This is a genomic window from Micromonospora coxensis (assembly GCF_900090295.1).
GTDB lineage: Bacteria > Actinomycetota > Actinomycetes > Mycobacteriales > Micromonosporaceae > Micromonospora > Micromonospora coxensis.
This window is the reverse complement of sequence record NZ_LT607753.1, coordinates 6076669-6094717: the sequence shown is the minus strand read 5'-3', so window position 1 is coordinate 6094717 and position 18049 is coordinate 6076669. Positions and strand designations below refer to the sequence as shown.

The following is an 18049-nucleotide window of genomic DNA, read 5'->3' as shown; positions in this document are numbered from 1 at the left end:
AGGAGCGGGCCGCGGGTGACGTCACTCGGCCGGTACGGCGACCGCCTCGCGCAGCAGCCGGCGGGCCAGCACCAGCCGGTCGGCGTCGTCGTCCAGCCCGGGCAGGTCCCCGACCCGGATCACGTCGGCGGTGAGCAGCGCGCGCAGCGCCGCCTCGCACTGCCCGGGCAGGGTGACGGTCCGGTCGACCAGCCGCAGCGCGACCTTGCCGTCGTCGGTCGGGGTGAGTTGCCAGCGCAGTCCCCCACGCGGGGCGATGCGGTGGTCCGGATCGAGCGCCGCGAGCGCGGCGGCCTGCGCGAGGGGCCGGATCGGCGCCGGCCGGGCCGCCGGCCAGGCCCGCCGCCGCAGCCCGGCGGCCACCGCAGCCGGGTCGGCGCGCAGCAGCCAGTCGCGCAGCGCCTCGACGGTCTCGGTGAGTTCGGGCTCGATCGCGTCCGGGTCGGCGACGTCGGTGCCGAAGGGCAGGCCGGCCCGCAGCCGGGGGTCCTCGGCGGCGAGCGCCAACAGCTCCTCGACCAGGGCGTACCGGGTCAGCGCCCGGATGCCGACGGTCAGGTGCAGGGAGCTGGACTCCTGCGCCTGGGCGCTGTGCAGCCAGCCACGCGGCAGGTAGAGCGCGTCCCCCGGTTCGAGGACCACGTCGAGGGCGGCGGGTCCGGAGGCGGTGGCGGAGACCTCGTCGGCCCGGCCGCCCCACGGCTGCCTCTCCAGCGGGTCGGGCAGCACCGGCGGGTGGATCCGCCAGTGCTTGCGACCGTCGACCTGCAGGACGAACACGTCGTGGGTGTCGTAGTGGGTGGCGAAGCCCTGGCTGCCGGCCGGGGTCAGGTAGGCGTTGACCTGGAGCGGCTGGGCGAGCGCGGCGCCGAGGTCGCGGGCGAAGTCGACGAGCGCGGGCCAGGTGCGGTGCAGGCCCTGCAGCACCAGGGTCGCGCCGGAGGCGTACAGCTCCAGCACCTTCTCGTCGAGGACCTGGTCACCGATCTCGGCGCCCGCGCCACCACCGCCGGTGTAGCGGGCCGCGGGCACGAGCTGGCCGTCCTTGGCCACCCGCAGGAACGGGGTACGCAGGCCGCGCCGGCTGAGCAGCTCGTCGGCGTCGGCGGGGCTGAGCAGGTCGGTGAAGCCGTGCGGGTGGGGTAGCTCGTCGGCACGGGAGAGCAGCGGCTCGCGGCCCCAGTACGCGGCGGCGAACTTGGCCGGCTCGACGCCGACGCAGCGCGTGAGGGCCGCCAGGGCGCGGGACGGAACCGCCGGGCGGCCGTGGCCGCCCGGCGGGTCGACGATCGTCACGACGATCCGTCAGGACGCGCTGCCGTCGGCGCCACCGTCCTGGTGACCCGGGGTCGCACCACCGTCGGCCGGACCCTCGGCACCACCATCGGCGCCACCGTCCTGCTGGCCCGGGGTCGCACCACCATCGGCCGGACCCTCGGCACCACCATCGGCGCCACCGTCCTGCTGGCCCGGGGTCGCACCGCCATCGGCCGGACCCTCGGCACCACCATCGGCGCCACCGTCCTGGTGACCCGGGGTCGCGCCGCCGTCGGCCGGGCCCTCGAGGCCGCCGCCGCTGGTGGTCTGCATGTCATCGTCGTTGAGTGCCATGGATGCTCCCTCGGGTGTGCCGCCCCGCCGTCGGTCGGGGTTCGTCGTGCAGCGGGTGGTACCCCACGCGCGATCTTCTCTAACCACACCGTAGACGGCGGGGCCCGACGTTCGGGACGGTTCGCCCGGCCCCGCCGCCGGTCAGCCGTTACGGCAGGTGGCCCCGTTCAGGGTGAAGGCGGCGGGGTTCGGGTTGGACCCGCCGTGGGTGCCCTGGAAGCCGAAGCTCACCGTGCCGCCGGTCGGCACCGTGCCGTTCCAGGCGGCGTTGCGGGCGAGCACCTGCGCGCCGGACTGGGCGAGGGTGGTGTTCCACGCGTTGGTCACCTGCTGGCCGGCGGTGAAGGCGAACCCGACGGTCCAGCCGGTGAGCGCCGGGCCGTCGTTGCGGACCCGGACCTCGGCGGTGAACCCGTTGTTCCAGGAGTTCGGGACGTAGCTGACCACGCACCCGCCCGGGACCGGGGTGCCGGGGCCGGGGGTGGGCGTGGTCGGCGACGGTGAGGTGTTGGGCGTGCTGGGCGGGGCGGTCACTCCCCCGCCGAGCGCCTCGGCCACCGCCTGGTACGCCGGCTTCGGCGCGTAGTTGTCGTCCCAGATCAGCGCCGCGCCCTGGCCGGGGAAGACCTGCGGGATCCAGGAGTACCGGTCGGTGATGCCCCAGGTGGTGACGCCGGCGCAGCGGCTCACCGCCAGGCAGGCGGTGACCACCTTGCGGTAGTCGGCGGCCTGGGTGGCGAGGTTGGCCGCGGTGGGCGGGGTGGGCATCCGGATGTCCAGTTCGGTGATCCGCACGTCGACGCCGAGGTCGGCGAAGCGCTGGAGGTTGGCCTGCAGGTCGCCGGGGACCTGGCCGACGATCAGGTGCGCCTGGAAGCCGACGCAGTCGATCGGCACACCCCGGGCCTTGAAGTCACGGACCAGGTTGTAGATCGCGGTGCTCTTGGCGTTGACGCCGTCGGTGCTGTAGTCGTTGATGCACAGGTCGGCGGCCGGGTCGGCGGCGCGGGCCGCGCGGAACGCCTCCTCGATCCAGCCGTCGCCGATCCGCTGCTGGAAGACGCTGTCGCGGCGTCCGCCGGAGCCGCCGTCGGCGAACGCCTCGTTCACCACGTCCCAGGCGACGACCTTGCCCCGGTAGTGGCCGGCCACCCCGGCGATGTGGGCCTTCATCGCCTGCAGCAGCTCCGGCCCGGACAGCCCGGACGCCCAGTCGGGCAGCTGCGAGTGCCAGACCAGGGTGTGGCCGTACAACTTCTTGCCGCCGGCCGCGGCGTAGTCGGCGACGGCGTCGCCCTGGGCGAAGGTGAACTGGCCGCGGGTGGGTTCGGTGGCGTCCCACTTCATCGCGTTCTCGGCGACGACGAGGTTGAACTCGCTGTCGGCGATCTGCTTGTACGCGCTCTCGGCGAGCCGGTCGGGGGCCAGCGCGAAGCCGATGTCGCGGCCCTTGGCGTCGGCCAGGCTCTTCAGGCTGGTGGCGGCCTCGGCGGCGCCCGGCCGGCTGACCGTGACGCCGACGGCGAGCGCGGTGGCGGCGGCGAGCACGGTGGCCAGCACGGCCGACCGGGCCCGTCGGGAGGTGTGGTGGATGCGCATGCGGTCCCTGTCCTTCGTGGAGGTCGGCACGACGGTGACGACCAGTGACGAACGACGATGGGAGCGCTTCCGCGATCCTCGCACCGGCCCTGTCGGCCGTCAAGGCGGTCGCCGGGCGGCGGGGCGGCGACGGCGGTGCCAGGATGGCGGGAGGAGCCGAGGGAGAGGGGACCGCGATGGGGCAGCCGCAGCCGGAGCCGTTGACGCCGCTGGCGGAGGACTGGCAGCGCGCGCTCGCCGTGGTCGCCCACCCGGACGACCTGGAGTTCGGCGCCGCCGCCGCGGTCGCCCGCTGGACCGGGCAGGGCAAGGAGGTCGTCTACTGCCTGGTGACCAGCGGCGAGGCCGGGATCGACGCGATCACCCCGGAGCGGGCCCGAGTGATCCGCGAGGAGGAGCAGCGGCTCTCCGCCCGGCTGGTCGGGGTGGACACGGTGGACTTCCTCGGTCTCCCCGACGGCCTGCTGGAGTACGGCGTGCCGCTGCGCCGGGCGATCACCGAGGTGATCCGCCGGCACCGGCCGGACGTGGTGATCACCAACAACTTCCGGGAGACCTGGGACGGGGCGTACACGCTCAACCAGGCCGACCACATCGCCACCGGGCGGGCGGTGCTCGACGCCGCGCGGGACGCGGGCAACCGCTGGATCTTCCCGGAGCAGCTGACCGACGGCGTGCAGCCCTGGAACCGGGTACGCGAGGTGTGGGCCGCGGCCTCACCGCTGGCCCGGCACGGGGTGGACGTGACCGACACCTTCGACGCGGGACTGGCGTCGCTGCGGGCGCACGACGCGTACCTGCGCGGGCTGGGTGACGGCAGCTTCGACCCGGAGGAGTTCCTGGAGGGGATCAGCCGGCCGGCGGGCACCCGGCTCGGCGTGCGCCACGGGGCCGCCTTCGAGGTCTTCCCGCTGGGCCTGCACTAGGCGGGCGCGGTGTTCCTGGTCGGCACGTCGGGGTGGCAGTACCGCGACTGGCGGGAGCGGTTCTACCCGGCGAGGCTGCCGCAGCGGCTCTGGCTGGAACACTTCGCCACCCGGTTCGCCACCGTGGAGGTCAACAACGCCTTCTACCGGCTGCCCGAGCGGGAGACCTTCGCCGCCTGGCGGGCGCGTACCCCGGCGGACTTCTGCGTGGCGGTCAAGATGAGCCGCTACCTGACCCACGTCAAACGGCTGCGGGACCCGGCGGAGCCGGTCGCCCGCTTCCTGGGCCGGGCCACCGCGCTCGGCGACCGGCTCGGGCCGGTGCTGGTGCAGCTCCCGCCGAACCTGCCGGCCGACGCCGACGCGCTCGACGCGACCCTGCGGCTGTTCCCCGCCGAGGTGCGGGTGGCGGTGGAGCCGCGCCACCCGTCCTGGTGGACCGACGAGGTGCGCCGGGTGCTGGAGCGCCGCCGCGCGGCGTTGGTCTGGGCCGACCGGCTCGGCCGGCCGGTCACCCCGCTGTGGCGGACCACCGACTTCGGGTACCTGCGGCTGCACGAGGGGCGGGCCCGGCCGTGGCCGCGCTACGGGCGCACGGCGCTCGCCACCTGGGTACGCCGCCTCGGCGCGGCCTTCGACGACGCGCAGCCGGCGTACGTGTACTTCAACAACGACCCGGGAGGTGCCGCGGTGGTCGACGCGGTCGCCTTCGCCGGGCTGGCCGGCCGGGCCGGGCACCCGGTCAGCCGCGTCACGGCCTGACCGGGTCACGGTCCGGGCGTCACCCCTGCATCACCGACTGGCGGGCGAGACGGCCTGACGGACGTGACGAGGCCCGCCCCACCGGCGCGGCGGGACGGGCCGGGTGTCACCCGGTCACGGGATCAGCTGCTGCATGTCCTTGGGCATGGTGGACCGCACATCGTCCCACTCGCCCTGGGTGATGTGCCGGCGCAGGGTGTCGAGCACCACCTGCGTCACCCGCTCGGGGCCGCCCTCCACGTCGTACGGGAAGCCCTGGCGGACCTCGTAGAGGAAGTCGTCCCGGTTGAGCTTGATCGGGACGTTGTCCGGCTGCCACCCGTCGAAGTAGATCCCGCGCACCAGCACCGGCAACTGCGCGGCGAACTCGGCGCTCTCCTGCACCGTCATCCGGTCGCGCAGCAGGTGCAGGACGGTCCGCAGCGCCGCGTAGGACTGGTTGCGCTGCTCCTTGGGCCAGCCGTACGCCTGCTCGATGTCCTTGAGAATCAGGTTGGTCTTGTCCATCGACGTCTCGAACGCCGAATGCAGCTGCTCAGCCATCACGCCACCCCCGCGTCTCGCTCTCCCAGCGTCGGTCGTCGTCGCGTCGCGGCGGCCCGGACGGCCCCCGCTCCTGGCGGACCGGACTGGTCCGGTCGGCCCGCGCCGGCCGCCGGGGGCTGCTGCCACCACCCGAGCCGACGACGTGCAGCACGGCGCCACGCCGTGGGTCCGTCACCACCCGCACTCCCATACCGGTCACCTCCGTACCTGGTCGGTGTCGGCCGGTCGCTCGGTGACCGGCACCGCCCATGCTGCGCGGGGACCGGGTGAGTCCGCCTCACCCGCAGCGGGTGAAGCGGGCGGACGCCGGCCGGACCCCGCGCGGTGTCACGCGCCGAGCAGGTCCTGCAACTGCTGGCCGTTGGTCTGGGCGTAGTCGCGGTAGCAGTTGTTCATCAGCACGTGGGTCCGGTCGGCGGCGTCCGCCAGCTCCCGCAGCTTCGGCGCCCAGTCCCGCAACTCACGGGCCGAGTAGCGGTAGCCGAACTTCTCGTGGATGTCGGTGCTGGTCCACTTGTCGCTGTGCCCGTGGAAGCGCACCACGGCCAGGTCGGCGGTGGCGGCCAGCACCGGCGGCACCGAGTTGCGGTGCCCCTGGGGCATGTCGACGCAGACGTACGCCAGCTCGTGCCGGCGCAGGAAGTCCAGGGTCTCGTCGGCGTTGTCGCCGTCGAACCAGGAGGCGTGCCGGAACTCGAAGACCGGCCGCAGCGGGCGGCAGCGCCGCTGGACCTCCAGCAGGTACTCCTTGTTGGCCCGCTTGATGGTGAACCAGGGCGGGAACTGGAACAGCACCGCGCCCAGCTTGCCGGCCTCGACCAGCGGGTCGAGCGCGGTCAGGAACCGCGTCCAGACCTCCTCGTACGCCTGCGCGGGCAGGTCGTCCGGGTAGAGGTTGCGCTTGTCGGTGTCCGGCCGCAGGTCCTTGTAGAGCGCGGAGACCCGGGTGGGGTGCCCGGTCAGCAGGCTGAACGCCTTGATGTTGAAGGTGAACCCGGGCGGGGTCCGCTCCACCCACAGCCGCGCGGTCCGCTCGGCCGGCGGCGAGTAGTAGGTGGCGTCCACCTCGACCAGCGGGAACTGCCGGGCGTAGTACGCCAGGCGCTTCTCCGGCGTGTCCGCGGTCTGCGGATACCACCCGGAGTCCAGCAGGGTCCGGTCGGTCCAGGACGCGGTGCCCACCTTGATCTCACCCATGGAGAACGTCCACCGCGTCCCCGACCCGGTCCGCCGTCACGACGCCGCTCAGGCGGCTCGCCGCTCCCGCGTCTGCTTGCAGGCCACACAGGAGGTGGCCGACGGGAAGATCTCCAGCCGCTCGACCGGGATCGGCGCGGAGCAGCCCTCGCAGAAGCCGTACGTCCCCTCGTCGAGCCGGGCCAGCGCGTGCTCGAACTGGGCGCGGCGCTCCAGGATGGTCCGCAGCAGGGACTGCGCGGTGTCCCGCTCGGCGGTCTTGGTGCCGCTGTCGGCCTGGTCGTCGCCGGCGGTGTCGCCGACCTCCACCAGCCGCAGCACCTGGCTCTGCGCCACCGCCTGCTCGTACTCCGCGGACAGCTCGTCGTGGCGGGCCTGCAGGGAGAGTCGGATCTGGTCGATCTCCGCCTGGGATCGGCCCGTACCGACCGTGTCGTGGACGAGCATCGCTGCCTGCCTTTCGTGGGCCTGTGGCTGTCCGGGGCGGTTCGTCCCGGACCCGGTGCGCACGGGCGAGATCACCCGTGCCTGTTGAGCCGGGCGATTACCCACCCGCACAGTCGATCAAACCGACGAATTTCCCGGACGTGCGGCAGCGCTCAGGACGGCTCGACGAGCGCGGGGCGCCGGGGGTCGTCGACGCGTACCACGACGTCGGCGAAGGAGGCGGGGTCGACCTCCTCGGCGTACCGCTGGAAGGCCGGCAGCGTCCAGCGCAGTCGCGGGTCGGTCCGCCGGGCCAGGGCGGCCGGGGAGAGCGCCAGGTGCACCGCCAGGTCGAAGGGGAGCCCACCGCCGAGCAGCAACGCCCCGCTGACCAGCAGCACCGCGCCGGCCGGCAGGTCGAGGTACGGCGCACGGCTGGCCCGGTCGGTCGCGGCGTCCCATAGCGACGGCAGGACCCGCCCGGAACCGCCCGGCCCGGCCGGGTCGAGCACCTCCCGGCGCAGCCCGGCCTCGTCCGTCCAGCCCTCGTAGTAGGCGTCCGGGTTGGTCCGGCCCAGCTCGTACCGGACCGAGGCGGGCCGCAGGAAGTCCTCGGCCCGGATGCGCAGCACCGGACGGCCGGCGGCGCGCAGCGGGTCGACCAGGGCGTCGGCGAGCCGGTCCGGGTCGGCGGCGGGTGGGCCGTCGACCGCCACCCGCAGCCGCGACGGCGACCGGTCGGCGGCCGGGCCCGGGCCGGACGGCGGCCGGTCGGCGGCCAGGTCGGCGGCGGCGAGGACGCGGTCGGTCAGCTCGGTGACGAGCCGCTCGGGCGAGATGGGTCGGACGCGCATCCGACCATGGTGCCCCGGCCGGGTCGGCGCGGTCGGGGCGTCGTCGGGGGTACGCCGACGCGAGGCGGTGGTGGCCGCTCCGGTGACGTGCCGGTGGTTCAGCCGGTGCGGTCGATGGTGACCCGGGCGTCGTCGGCGAGCCGGTAGCCGACGCCGTAGACGGTGGTGACCAGCGGGACGTCCACGCCCACCTTGCCGCGCAGCCGCCGCACGTGCACGTCGACCGTGCGGACCCCGGCGTGCTCGTACCCCCAGACGGCGTTGAGCAGCTGCAACCGGGTGAAGACCCGGCGCGGGTGGGCCACCAGGTGCAGCAGCAGGTCGAACTCCAGCCGGGTCAGCGGCAACGGCTCACCGTCGCGCAGCACCGAGCGGGAGGCGGCCAGGATGTGCAGGGCCGGGATGGTCGGCGCCAGCGACCGGCCCGCCGAGCGGCCGGCGGGCAGTGGCTCGGGCCGCCGTTCGGCCGGTACGCCGGTGGTGGTGATGGTGCCCTCACCCCGCTCCAGCATCTCCCGGGCGGCCTCGAGCAGCCGCCGGGCCGGTGGGGTCAGCGACTCCTCGTTGGCCAGTGGGATGGACAGGGTCACGGTGAGCACGGGCGCGGCGGTGTTGGCCGGGCGGCGCTGGCCGCCGGGGGGACGACCGGGGACAGCAGGTTGGGACGTATGCCATCCGGCGCGCGACGAGGCGGGGCTGACCGACATGGTCCTCCTTGGCTGGTCCGGGTAATCCCACGGCCCGGGACGCCGCTTCATCGATGCTTCCGGGCCCCTGAGCGAGGGTCAAGGGGCGGCCGCGTTGCATGAATGTGACAATTGACGAACACATCGCAGCCGAACCCTCGCTCTGCGTACGAGCCTGATGATTACAGCAGAGTCACGGGGTGGACGTGGACGGGGGGGTACCCCCGCGCCGTTCACACTGGCCGGTGCCGGACCGGCGCACCAGGGCGGAAGGTCCTCGGTACGCCGGGCCGGCGGCGGGTCAGCGGCACCGGTCGACGCGGACCCGGGCGTCGTCGGCGAGGCGGTAGCCGACGCCGTACACGGTGGTCACCACCGGTGTGCCGGCGGCGAGCTTGGCGCGCAGCCGGCGCACGTGCACGTCCACGGTACGGGCCACGGCGTGCTCGTAGCCCCAGACGCCGGCGAGCAGTTGCCGCCGGGTGAAGACCCGGTACGGGTACTCGGCGAGGAACAGCAGCAGGTCGAACTCGATGCGGGTGAGCGGGATCTCCTGCCCGCCCCGGCGGACCACCCGGGTGCCGGCCAGGACGTGCAGCGTGTCGGGGTGCTCGTCGTCCGCCGCCGGACGCGGGGCGGGCACGACGGCCACCGGTCGCGGCACGGCGGGCTCGGCCGGTCGGACGATCCCCTCCCCCGACTCGACCAGCTCTCCGAGCAGGTCGACCAGGCGCGCCAGCCGGGGCGTCATCGCCGCGGCGGCGAGGTCGAGGGTGATGGTCAGGGTTCCGGTGGCGCGGGGCCGGGTCGGCGTCACCCGGTCGGGTCGGCCCGGCGGGTGCGGACGCGAGGTGATGGCGACGACGGACATCGGGGCCTCCTGTAGTGGCGGGGTCGTCCGCCACGCCCGGTGGAGCGTGGCGGTCAGTGCGGCGGCCGGCCGGCGATCACCGGGGGCATGACGGGCGGGACGCGGGACGGTGGGGTGGGGCCGAGGGCGGGCAGCCCGGCCCTGCGCCAGGCGACGAAGCCGCCGATCACGTCGGTGGCCCGGCGCAGGCCGAGGTCCTGCAGGGCGGCACCGGCCAGGTGGCCGGGTCGGCGTGGCCGGCGGCGACGGCGAGCAGGTCGGTCATGGCCGCCACTCTAGCCGTTAAGTCCTATAGGTTTAGTAGGCATTGCCGGATGGTGGGACGACGTTCCGGCCGGGCCGGGATCAGCGCAGCACGGGCGGGTCCACCCGGTAGCCGGGCACCGAGGGCCAGCGCACGGTGAGCACCACCGACTCCTGCTCGGCGTACCAGCTGTGGTCGACCCCGCGCCCCCAGACGACGTAGTCGCCCGGACTGCCGAGCACCACCGTGCGGTCCGGGAACTCCATCCGGAACCGGCCGCTCACCAGCACCAGCAACGCCGTACGGCACTCACCGGTCGCCCACCGGGACCGGGCCTGCCCGGGCGGGTGCACGCCCCACTTCACCTCGACGTCGGTGCTGTGCCGGGGGTCGCCGGCGGGCATGAAGTGCCCGAGCAGCCAGCCGGCGTTGGTGGCCCCGTCCACACCGGCGTTGCCCACGTACACGTCGTCCATGACCCTCCCCGGGCTCGCAAGCTACCAGCCCGCCGGGCGGCCGGGACCACTAACCTGGACAGGTGACCGACGACCTCGACGCCGAGACGCTCGCCTGCGCCCATCGGATGTGCGACCGGCCGCAGGGGCCCACCCTGCTCACCACCCGCTGAGGCGCCACCGTGGACGATCCCGTACCCGAGCGGATGCGCACGGCCGCCACCGCGCTGCTGGACGCCCTCGACGAGCCGGCCCGGGCCGCCGCCGGCCACCACTTCGACGACGAGGGCCGGCGGTGGCTGGAGTACCGGCCCCGGCCGCGTCCCGGCGTCTGCCTGGCGGACCTGGACGTCGCCGGCCGCAAGGCCGCCCACCGGCTGCTCGCCACCGCGCTCAGCCCGGCCGCGTACGCCCAGGCGATGGCGGTCGTGGCGCTGGAGGAGGTGCTGGACCGGGCGGAGGGGTGGCGACGCGGGCGGCACAGCGGCGACTACTGGGTGGCCGTCTTCGGCGACCCGGCCGTCGACGACCGGTGGGCCTGGCGCTTCGAGGGGCACCACCTGTCGGTGAGCATGACCGTGGTCGACGACGAGGTCTCCCCCGCCCCGGTGTTCCTCGGCGCCAACCCGGCCACCGTCCTGCACGCCGGCCGCCCCGTGTCACGCCCGCTCGGCGTCGAGGAGGACCTGGCCCGGGAGCTGCTGACCGCGATCGGCCCGGCCGGGCGCGCGGCGGCCGTCATCGCCGACGAGGCGCCGGCGGACATCGTCAGCGCCACCCGGGCCTCGGTGGGCGCACCGCTCGTCCCGCTGGGTGTGCCGCGCGGGCGGCTCGGCGTCACCGGCCGGGCGCTGCTGGACCAGCTCGTCGCGCTCTACCTGGACCGGCTGCCCGCCGAACTCGCGGCCCGGGAGGCCGACCGGGTCGCCGGCGGCGAGACGCACTTCGCCTGGGCCGGCCCGATGCGGCCGGGCGGGCGGCACTACTACCGGATCCAGGGCGAGGACCTGCTCGTCGAGTACGACAACACCGCCGACGACGGCAACCACGCGCACACCGTGCTGCGCCGCCCGGCCGGCGACTTCGGCGCCGACGTCCTCGCCGCCCACCACGCCCACTCCCACTGACCCCCCACCCCGCCCCGCCCCACCCCGCCCCGCCCCGGCCCGCCCCGGCCCCCGGTGATCATGAAGTTGTTGTCGTCCACATCGGCGTGTCGTGACGACAACTTCATGATCGACCGAGGGGCGGGGGTCAGCGGGCGGGTCTGTGTGCTTCGACGAGGAAGCGGCGGGCGTGGGCGACGAAGGGGCCCTCGGCGCGGATCCGCTCGTGCAGCGCGGCGAGCTGCGGCCGGTACCGGTCGACGTCGAAGTCCGGCACGGTCCACACCACCTTGCGCAGGAACCAGACCACCGCGCCGACGTCGTGGAAGGTCGCCCGGAGGGTGGCCTCCTCCAGCCGTACCACCGTCAGCCCGGCCGCCTCGGCGGCGGCGACGGCGAGCGCGGGGTGCCGGCCGGTCGCGGGAGGCAGCGGGCCGAGGATCGCCTCGCTCAGCTCGCGCATGGTGCCCGGGCCGATCTGCTGGGACAGGTACGTCCCGCCGGGGCGCAGCACCCGGGCGATCTCGTCCCACCAGGTCTCGACCGGGTGCCGGCTGGTGACCAGGTCGAAGGATCCGTCGCGGAACGGCAGGACGGCCGCCGCGCCGACCTGCACCACACCGGCGCCGAGCCGGCGCAGCGTACGCCGGGCGAGCGCGACGTTCGGCGGCCACGCCTCGGTGGCGACCAGCAGCGGCGGCGGGGTCGGCACCTCGGCGAGCACCTCCGCGCCGCCGGTGTCGACGTCCAGCGCGGCACGCGCCCGCGCCATCCGGGCCGCCAGCAGGCCGGCGTAGCCCCACGTGGGTCGTTCCTCGGTGGCCCGGCCGTCGAGCCAGGAGAAGCCCCACCCGGTCACGGGCGCCGCGGTCGCCTCGGCGACCAGTTCGGCGAAGCTGCGCTCGGTCACCGGACGACCGTCGCCGACCCCGGCCACCACCGACAACCGATTTCCGCCCAACTCGTCCAGCCGACACCCCGCCCGCGTGCGCCCCGCAGTTTGCGGCGTGTCGCGGTGTCCGACGCCCGGGACACCGCGACACGCCGCACATCGCGCATCGCGAGGCGCGGGGTCGCTCAGGCGCGCGGGCGGACGATCTCGACGGTCGAGCCGCCGGCCGGCACCCCGTCAAGGGCGTCGAAGCCGCTGGGCTCGCGGCGGCCGGGGTCGAACTGGCGCATCAGCCGGGCGCCGAGCCGGACCCCGACCGTGCCGACCGCCAGGGCGACCAGTTCGGTCAGCAGCAGCACACCGGTCGCGCCGCGCTGCGGCGCGTCCGCCCGGACCAGGCAGGTGAGCAGGAACAGCGCGGCCATGCCGGCGTTGACCAGGTTGAAGGTGACCATGGTCCGGCGGGTCCGGGAGGCGCGGACGTCCCACAGGTCGACCATGCCGGCCACGGCGGCGAGCGCGGCGGCGACCAGCGCGGCCACCGACGTCCAGTAGCCGACCTCGCCGAGGAACGCCGGCCCGCCGGCCACGTCGGCGAGGTCGAAGACGGTGGCGCTGACGAAGAGCCCGAACGGGAACGTCACCAGCATCGGTTGGATGGGGTGCCCCTGCACCCGCAGACGGCTCTCCATCGCGTCCTCCCCAGGATCGTCACGTGCCCACGAATCCAGGGTGCTACCCGTACGCCGACCGGACGAAACGACGCGCGGGTTCCGGACGGACCGAAACCCGACCCTCAGCCCTCGCGGGGACGCGAGACGGTGGTGACCAACCGCTCGGCGACCTCCCGCAGCGGGATGTCCAGCGAGGACGCCGCGCTGCGCAGCACCTCCAGCGCCTCCGGGGCGGGACAGCCGCGCTGCGTCATGATCACCCCGATCGCCTGGCTCACCACACCCTCGCCGAGCAGCGCGCCGTCGATCTCACCGGCCCGCTCGGCCTGCCTGGCCCGGTCCCGCACGGCGGCCAGCAGCAGCCCGGCGTGCTCGGCGAGGAGCATCGCGGTGAGCTGGTGCCGGGTGGAGAGGATGCCGCCGGCGTCGGCGTACAGGTTGATCGCCCCGATCGCCTGTTCGTCGACGTCCACCGGCGCGGAGATCACCCCGCGTACGCCGAGCCCGCGCGCCCGGGCCGTCCAGGCCGGCCAGCGCTGCTCGCCGTCGAGGTCCGGCGCGATGGTCATCTCGCGACGGCGGATCGCGGTCATCGGCGGCGAGTCCGGGCCGTGACGCAGGTCGTCCAGCTCCGCCAGGGCCGGGTCGGAGGCCGCCGCCCCGGCCGGCTCACCGGCGCGCAGCGCCGTGAAGCCGCACCAGGCGACCTCCGGCACGGCGTCGCGGGCGATGCGGACCAGCTGGCCCAGCGCGTCGTCGAAGTCGTCGACCGCGATCAGCCCCGCGGTCAGCTCCCGCAGCAGGGCGGCCGTCTCCAGCACGCCGAGGGTGTCGATGGTCGGCTCCCGTGTGTCCAGGTTCACCGGGTCCCGACCCCCGTGCACCGTGAGGTGTCCCGCGCGACCGGCGCCATTGCCTGTGTCATCGTCTTCCCGATCTCCCCCAGCGTCATGAGCCCCGGGCTACTACCCTCGCAAACCGGGATCGAAACCGCGCAAGGGGTCCCTTCCGGCGCGGTGTCGCCGGAAGGGACCCGGGGCAGCTCAGCGCGAGCCGGCGAGCCGGCGGCCCACCGAGGCGATCAACCGGTCCAGCTCCGAGCCGAACGGGTTGTCGTGGACCAGGTACGTCCAGGTGGCGCTGGGCCGGACCAGCTTCGCGGCGTCCGGCTCCCAGTCGTCGGCGAACTCGGTCTCCTCGAAGGTGGCGATGGTCCGCGTCTCGATCTCGGGGACGAGGTCGTTGAACGCGGGCACCGCGGCCCGGTGGAACTCGTCGAGCGGGTCGAGACGGCCCAGCGCGCGCAGGTGCACGCCCTCGCGGACCTCCGACAGCTCGGCCAGGTGCTCGGCCCAGAGCCGGTCGAGGTGGTACAGGGCGATCGAGCGGGCGACCCGGGCCAGCAGGTCCTCGTCCATCTCGCCGGCCTTCTCCGGCACCCGGTCGAGCAGCATCAGCGCCGCCACGTCGGTGGTGAGCAGCCGCTCGCGCCGCTCGGCCAGGGCCTTGCGCTGCTGCTCGATCACCACGCTGTAGCGCCAGGTGTTGCGGTGGATCTCGTGGTTGACGCCCTCGGCCACCCGCTGGGCGTGCTCCACGGCGTAGTCGACCTGCTCGTCGGTGACCAGACCGTCGGCGTTCATCCGCGGCGAGGCCGGGACGGTGTCGCCGGCGTGCCGGACGACCAGGTCGTCCTCCAGGCTGACGAAGAAGACCGAGCCACCGGGGTCGCCCTGGCGGCCGGCCCGGCCGCGCAGCTGGTCGTCGACCCGGCGGCTGTCGTGCCGGCCACTGCCGATCACGTACAGGCCGCCCAGCTCGGCGACCCGCTCGGCGTCGACCTGGCCGCTGCCGCCGAGCCGGATGTCGACGCCCCGCCCGGCCATCTGGGTGGAGACGGTGACCGCGCCGTACGCGCCGGCCTCGGCGATGATCGCCGCCTCCTCGTCGTCGTTCTTGGCGTTGAGCACGACGCAGGACACCCCGGCGGCGTTCAGCCCGGCGGCCAGGCCCTCGGACTCCTTGACGTCCAGGGTGCCGACCAGCACCGGACGGCCGCGCTCGTGGTTGCGCCTGATCTCGTCGATCAGCGCCTCCTCCTTCTCCGCCCGGGTGGCGTAGATGCGGTCCGGCTCGTCCTCGCGGATGCAGGGGGTGTTCGGCGGGATCACCGCCACCTCCAGGCCGAAGAACTCCCGCAGCTGGTCGCCGACGAGCACCGCGGTCGCGGTCATCCCGCAGACCGTCGGGTAGAGCGCGATGTACGCCTGCACGGCGATGGTGCCCAGCACCTCGCCCTCGGCGGTGGCGTCGAGCCCCTCCTTCGCCTCGACCGCGGCCTGCAGGCCGTCCGGCCAGCGGCGGCGCTGGGCGACCCGGCCGCGCATCTCGTCGATCAGCTCGACGGTGCCGTCGCGGACGATGTAGTCGACGTCGCGGTGCAGCAGGGCGTGCGCGTGCAGGGCCACGTTGACCGCGGAGAGCTGCCCGACGTGCTCGGTGTCGTACAGGTCGATGCCGCCGAGCTTGGCCTCGACGGTGGCCAGGCCGGCGCTGGTGAAGGCGACGCTGCGGCCGTCCTCGGCGACGGTGTAGTGCTTGCCCTTGCGCAGGCCGCGCACCAGCGCCGCCGCGGCGTGCACCGGATCCTGCTCGCCGACCACCGAGCCGGCGAGGACCATCGGCACCCGGGCCTCGTCGATCAGGATCGAGTCCGCCTCGTCGACGATCGCGGTCTTCAGCGGCGGCTGGACCCGCTCGGCGATGTCGGTGACGAGCTGGTCGCGCAGGAAGTCGAAGCCGGCCTCGCTGACCGAGACGTAGGTGACGTCGCAGGCGTACGCGGCCCGCCGCTCCTCGGGGGTGGAGGCCTCGTTGACCCAGCCGACGGTGAGCCCGAGCAGGCGGTAGACCGGGGACATCCACTCGGCGTCGCGGCGGGCCAGGTAGTCGTTGACGGTGAGCACGTGCACCGGGCCGTTGCCGAGCCGGACGTGCCCGTACGCGGCGATGGTGGCGGTCAGCGTCTTGCCCTCACCGGTGGCCATCTCGGCGACCTTGCCGGAGAGCAGCGACATCGCGCCGAGCAGCTGCACGTCGTACGGCCGCTGGTCCAGCCCACGGCGGGCGGCCTCCCGGCCGAGCGCGCAGATCTCCACGTACTCCGAGGCGGTGGCGGCGGCCTCGGTGAGCGCGGCGTCGTCGAGGGCGGACAGTTCCTCCTCGCGCGCGGCGATCCGCGGCAGCAGCTTCTCCAGCGGGGCCAGGTCCACCGTCGTCCCCGGGCGCTGGAGGAACCGCCGGAACCTGCTCTTCAAGCGTTGCGACACACCCATGAGCGGCAACGGTACGCGAACCGGGCCGCTGATCGCTGCCCGGCTCGTCAGGGGCGCGCCGCCGGCCCGAACGGCCGGGCGTCCGCCCAGCTCAGCGGGGGTGGGCCGGGTCAGCTCACCAGCAGCTGGTGAGCGGCCAGCTCCCGATAGAGCGGACTGGTGACCGTCAATTCGTCGTGGGTGCCGACCGCCACCACCCGTCCGCCGTCGAGCACCACGATCTGGTCGGCGTCGACGACGGTGGCCAGCCGGTGGGCGACGATCAGCAGGGTGCGCCGCCGGGCCACCGCGTCGATGGCCCGGCGCAGGGCCGCCTCGTTGCGGGCGTCGAGGTTGCTGGTCGGCTCGTCGAGCAGCAGCACCGGCGGCCCGGCGAGCAGCGCGCGGGCGATGGCCAGCCGCTGCCGTTCGCCGCCGGAGAGCAGCACCCCGCCCTCCCCCACCTGCACGTCCAACCCCTCGGGGGCGCGGGTGGCGAGGTGGGTCAGGTTGACCTGTTCGAGCGCGTCGCGCAGGGTGGCCTCGCTGGCGTCCGGGGCGCCGATGAGCAGATTGTCCCGCAGCGTCCCGGCGAGCACCGGGGCCTCCTGCTCGACGTAGCCGAGCCGGGACCGCAGCGCGTCGCGGGGCAGGTCGCGCACGTCGACGCCGTCGATGCGCAACGCCCCGGCGGTGACGTCGTAGAAGCGTTCCACCAGCGCCAGCAGGGTGGACTTGCCGGCGCCGGAGGGGCCGACCAGGGCGGTGCGGGCGCCGGCGGGCACGGTGAAGCTCACCTCGTGCAGCACCGCCGGGCCGTCCGGGTAGCCGAACCCGACCCGGTCGAACTCGATCACCGCCGGGCGTCCGGGCGGCGGGACCGGCGCCGGCCCGGCCCGGTCCGCGGTCTCCTCCGCCGGTACGGCCAGCACCTCCTCGATGCGCTGCAACGCGCCGAGCCCGGTCTGCAGCTGGGTGTACGCGTGCACCGCCTGACCCAACGGCAGGACCAGGAAGAACAGGAACATCACGAAGGCGACCAGATCGCCGACGGTGATCGCGCCGGCCGCCACCCGGGCCCCGCCGACGCCGAGGACCAGCAGGAACGCGCCCTGGATGGTGACCGTGCTGACCGGGCCGACGACGGCCTGCACCCGGGCCACCCGCAGCCCGGCCGCGTACGCCGCCTGCGCGCTGACCCCGACCGTGGCGGCCTCGCGGCCCTCGGCCCGGGCGGCGCGGATGGTGCGGGCGGCGGAGATCGCGCGCTCCACGGCGGAGGTCATCTCCCCGACCCGCTCCTGGGCGGCGCGGGACAGGCCGCGCACCCGGCGGGCGACGGTGAGCGCGAAGCCCACCCCGGCGGCGACCCCGAGCAGGGTCACCCCGAACAGCACCGGGTCGAGCAGGGCCATCGCGGTCGCCGCGCCGAGCACCATCACCGCTCCGGTGACCGTCTCGAAGAGCCCGGAGGTGACCACCGCCCGCAGCAGGGTGGTGTCGGAGCCGACCCGGGAGAGCAGGTCGCCGGTGCGGCGCCGGTCGTACTCCACGATCGGCAGCCGCAGCAGGTGCCCGGCGAGCCGGCGGCGGGTGCCCAGCACCACCCCCTCGGCGGTGCGTTGCAGCAGGTAGTCGCGGAGCCCGCCGAGAGCCGCCCCGGCCACCACCAGGGCGACCAGCACGACGACCAGGCCGGCGACCGGTCGGGCCGCGGCCAGGGAGTCGAGCACCTGCCGGGTCAGCAGCGGCTGGGCCAGCGCCGCCCCGGCGCCGACGAGCGACAACGCGCCCACCGCGACGAGGGTGCCGCGATGGGCGCGCAGGTAGGGCAGCAGGGCAGCCAGGCCCGGCCGGCCGGCGGTCTCGACGGTCATGGCCCGACC

18 protein-coding genes and 1 pseudogene are annotated in these 18049 nt (G+C 74.7%); 3 read left to right on the top strand and 16 right to left on the bottom strand.

The genetic code is table 11. From position 1 onward, the window contains the following. Window positions 1–21: 21 nt before the first annotated feature. The 3 genes from GA0070614_RS27790 to GA0070614_RS27780 all read right to left on the bottom strand — a co-directional run bounded on the left by GA0070614_RS27790 (window position 22) and on the right by GA0070614_RS27780 (window position 3210). A complete protein-coding gene (locus tag GA0070614_RS27790; protein ID WP_088978719.1) occupies window positions 22–1296 on the bottom strand; it encodes a cupin domain-containing protein in 1275 nt (424 codons plus the stop codon). Window positions 1297–1305: 9 nt separating this feature from the next. Beyond that, on the bottom strand, window positions 1306–1611 hold the full coding sequence (locus GA0070614_RS31320; RefSeq protein WP_088978718.1) for a hypothetical protein: 306 nt from the start codon (window positions 1609–1611) through the stop codon (window positions 1306–1308). A gap of 141 nt (window positions 1612–1752) precedes the next feature. Beyond that, window positions 1753–3210 carry an endo-1,4-beta-xylanase gene (locus tag GA0070614_RS27780; protein ID WP_088978717.1) on the bottom strand — a complete coding sequence of 486 codons (1458 nt, stop codon included), beginning with the start codon at window positions 3208–3210 and terminating at the stop codon, window positions 1753–1755. Window positions 3211–3386: 176 nt separating this feature from the next. Between GA0070614_RS27780 and GA0070614_RS27775 the strand changes: the two genes are divergently transcribed. Then, window positions 3387–4136, top strand: a complete 750-nt coding sequence (locus GA0070614_RS27775) for a PIG-L deacetylase family protein (RefSeq protein WP_088978716.1) — start codon at window positions 3387–3389, stop codon at window positions 4134–4136. Window positions 4137–4145: 9 nt separating this feature from the next. Then, the gene (locus GA0070614_RS27770; protein ID WP_088978715.1) at window positions 4146–4898 is read left to right on the top strand and encodes a DUF72 domain-containing protein; all 753 of its coding nucleotides are present in this window, start codon (window positions 4146–4148) and stop codon (window positions 4896–4898) included. A 114-nt stretch (window positions 4899–5012) separates the two neighbouring features. On the opposite strand, the gene GA0070614_RS27765 is transcribed toward GA0070614_RS27770, so the two are convergent. The 8 genes and pseudogenes from GA0070614_RS27765 to GA0070614_RS27725 all read right to left on the bottom strand — a co-directional run bounded on the left by GA0070614_RS27765 (window position 5013) and on the right by GA0070614_RS27725 (window position 10198). Next, window positions 5013–5441 carry a DUF2267 domain-containing protein gene (locus GA0070614_RS27765; RefSeq protein ID WP_088978714.1) on the bottom strand — a complete coding sequence of 143 codons (429 nt, stop codon included), beginning with the start codon at window positions 5439–5441 and terminating at the stop codon, window positions 5013–5015. A gap of 330 nt (window positions 5442–5771) precedes the next feature. Continuing rightward, window positions 5772–6641, bottom strand: coding sequence for a DUF72 domain-containing protein (locus GA0070614_RS27755; protein ID WP_088978712.1), 870 nt, complete (start codon window positions 6639–6641; stop codon window positions 5772–5774). 48 nt (window positions 6642–6689) lie between these two features. Next, entirely contained in the window at window positions 6690–7088 is a 399-nt protein-coding gene (locus GA0070614_RS27750; RefSeq protein WP_088978711.1) for a TraR/DksA family transcriptional regulator, read from the bottom strand. Window positions 7089–7240: 152 nt separating this feature from the next. Then, window positions 7241–7921, bottom strand: a complete 681-nt coding sequence (locus tag GA0070614_RS27745; RefSeq protein WP_088978710.1) for a nucleoside/nucleotide kinase family protein — start codon at window positions 7919–7921, stop codon at window positions 7241–7243. Between the two features lie 98 nt (window positions 7922–8019). Then, complete coding sequence (locus GA0070614_RS27740) at window positions 8020–8628, bottom strand: winged helix-turn-helix domain-containing protein (RefSeq protein WP_088978709.1); 609 nt, start codon at window positions 8626–8628, stop codon at window positions 8020–8022. A 280-nt stretch (window positions 8629–8908) separates the two neighbouring features. Next, the gene (locus GA0070614_RS27735) at window positions 8909–9391 is read right to left on the bottom strand and encodes a winged helix-turn-helix domain-containing protein (protein ID WP_331715119.1); all 483 of its coding nucleotides are present in this window, start codon (window positions 9389–9391) and stop codon (window positions 8909–8911) included. Window positions 9392–9531: 140 nt separating this feature from the next. Further along, window positions 9532–9696, bottom strand: a pseudogene (locus tag GA0070614_RS31315) (rhodanese-like domain-containing protein); the annotation flags it as partial. A 127-nt stretch (window positions 9697–9823) separates the two neighbouring features. Then, the gene (locus GA0070614_RS27725; RefSeq protein WP_088978707.1) at window positions 9824–10198 is read right to left on the bottom strand and encodes a cupin domain-containing protein; all 375 of its coding nucleotides are present in this window, start codon (window positions 10196–10198) and stop codon (window positions 9824–9826) included. Between the two features lie 185 nt (window positions 10199–10383). On the opposite strand from GA0070614_RS27725, the gene GA0070614_RS27720 reads away from it, so the two are divergent. Then, window positions 10384–11304, top strand: coding sequence for a DUF3500 domain-containing protein (locus GA0070614_RS27720; RefSeq protein ID WP_088978706.1), 921 nt, complete (start codon window positions 10384–10386; stop codon window positions 11302–11304). 127 nt (window positions 11305–11431) lie between these two features. Here GA0070614_RS27720 and GA0070614_RS27715 read toward each other — a convergent pair whose 3' ends face one another. From GA0070614_RS27715 to GA0070614_RS27695, 5 genes are all read right to left on the bottom strand, one after another. After that, window positions 11432–12193: a class I SAM-dependent methyltransferase gene (locus GA0070614_RS27715; protein ID WP_088979715.1), complete on the bottom strand. Its 762-nt coding sequence runs from the start codon at window positions 12191–12193 to the stop codon at window positions 11432–11434. Between the two features lie 167 nt (window positions 12194–12360). Beyond that, window positions 12361–12867 (bottom strand): DUF2231 domain-containing protein, encoded by a 507-nt coding sequence (locus GA0070614_RS27710; RefSeq protein WP_088978705.1) that lies wholly within the window; start codon window positions 12865–12867, stop codon window positions 12361–12363. A gap of 104 nt (window positions 12868–12971) precedes the next feature. Next, entirely contained in the window at window positions 12972–13712 is a 741-nt protein-coding gene (locus tag GA0070614_RS27705) for a GAF and ANTAR domain-containing protein (RefSeq protein ID WP_088978704.1), read from the bottom strand. A gap of 180 nt (window positions 13713–13892) precedes the next feature. Continuing rightward, the gene (secA2, locus tag GA0070614_RS27700; protein WP_088978703.1) at window positions 13893–16184 is read right to left on the bottom strand and encodes an accessory Sec system translocase SecA2; all 2292 of its coding nucleotides are present in this window, start codon (window positions 16182–16184) and stop codon (window positions 13893–13895) included. 110 nt (window positions 16185–16294) lie between these two features. Then, window positions 16295–18040 (bottom strand): ABC transporter ATP-binding protein, encoded by a 1746-nt coding sequence (locus GA0070614_RS27695; protein WP_088978702.1) that lies wholly within the window; start codon window positions 18038–18040, stop codon window positions 16295–16297. Window positions 18041–18049 lie beyond the last annotated feature (9 nt).

Excerpts from the sequence above, each read along its gene's own strand:
- GA0070614_RS31320 (WP_088978718.1), bottom strand. The coding sequence starts at position 1,611 with ATGGCACTCAACGACGATGACATGCAGACCACCAGCGGCGGCGGCCTC.
- GA0070614_RS27780 (WP_088978717.1), bottom strand. The coding sequence starts at position 3,210 with ATGCGCATCCACCACACCTCCCGACGGGCCCGGTCGGCCGTGCTGGCC.
- GA0070614_RS27775 (WP_088978716.1), top strand. The coding sequence starts at position 3,387 with ATGGGGCAGCCGCAGCCGGAGCCGTTGACGCCGCTGGCGGAGGACTGG.
- GA0070614_RS27765 (WP_088978714.1), bottom strand. The coding sequence starts at position 5,441 with ATGGCTGAGCAGCTGCATTCGGCGTTCGAGACGTCGATGGACAAGACC.
- GA0070614_RS27755 (WP_088978712.1), bottom strand. The coding sequence starts at position 6,641 with ATGGGTGAGATCAAGGTGGGCACCGCGTCCTGGACCGACCGGACCCTG.
- GA0070614_RS27750 (WP_088978711.1), bottom strand. The coding sequence starts at position 7,088 with ATGCTCGTCCACGACACGGTCGGTACGGGCCGATCCCAGGCGGAGATC.
- GA0070614_RS27745 (WP_088978710.1), bottom strand. The coding sequence starts at position 7,921 with ATGCGCGTCCGACCCATCTCGCCCGAGCGGCTCGTCACCGAGCTGACC.
- GA0070614_RS27740 (WP_088978709.1), bottom strand. The coding sequence starts at position 8,628 with ATGTCGGTCAGCCCCGCCTCGTCGCGCGCCGGATGGCATACGTCCCAA.
- GA0070614_RS27725 (WP_088978707.1), bottom strand. The coding sequence starts at position 10,198 with ATGGACGACGTGTACGTGGGCAACGCCGGTGTGGACGGGGCCACCAAC.
- GA0070614_RS27720 (WP_088978706.1), top strand. The coding sequence starts at position 10,384 with ATGCGCACGGCCGCCACCGCGCTGCTGGACGCCCTCGACGAGCCGGCC.
- GA0070614_RS27710 (WP_088978705.1), bottom strand. The coding sequence starts at position 12,867 with ATGGAGAGCCGTCTGCGGGTGCAGGGGCACCCCATCCAACCGATGCTG.
- secA2 (WP_088978703.1), bottom strand. The coding sequence starts at position 16,184 with ATGGGTGTGTCGCAACGCTTGAAGAGCAGGTTCCGGCGGTTCCTCCAG.
- GA0070614_RS27695 (WP_088978702.1), bottom strand. The coding sequence starts at position 18,040 with ATGACCGTCGAGACCGCCGGCCGGCCGGGCCTGGCTGCCCTGCTGCCC.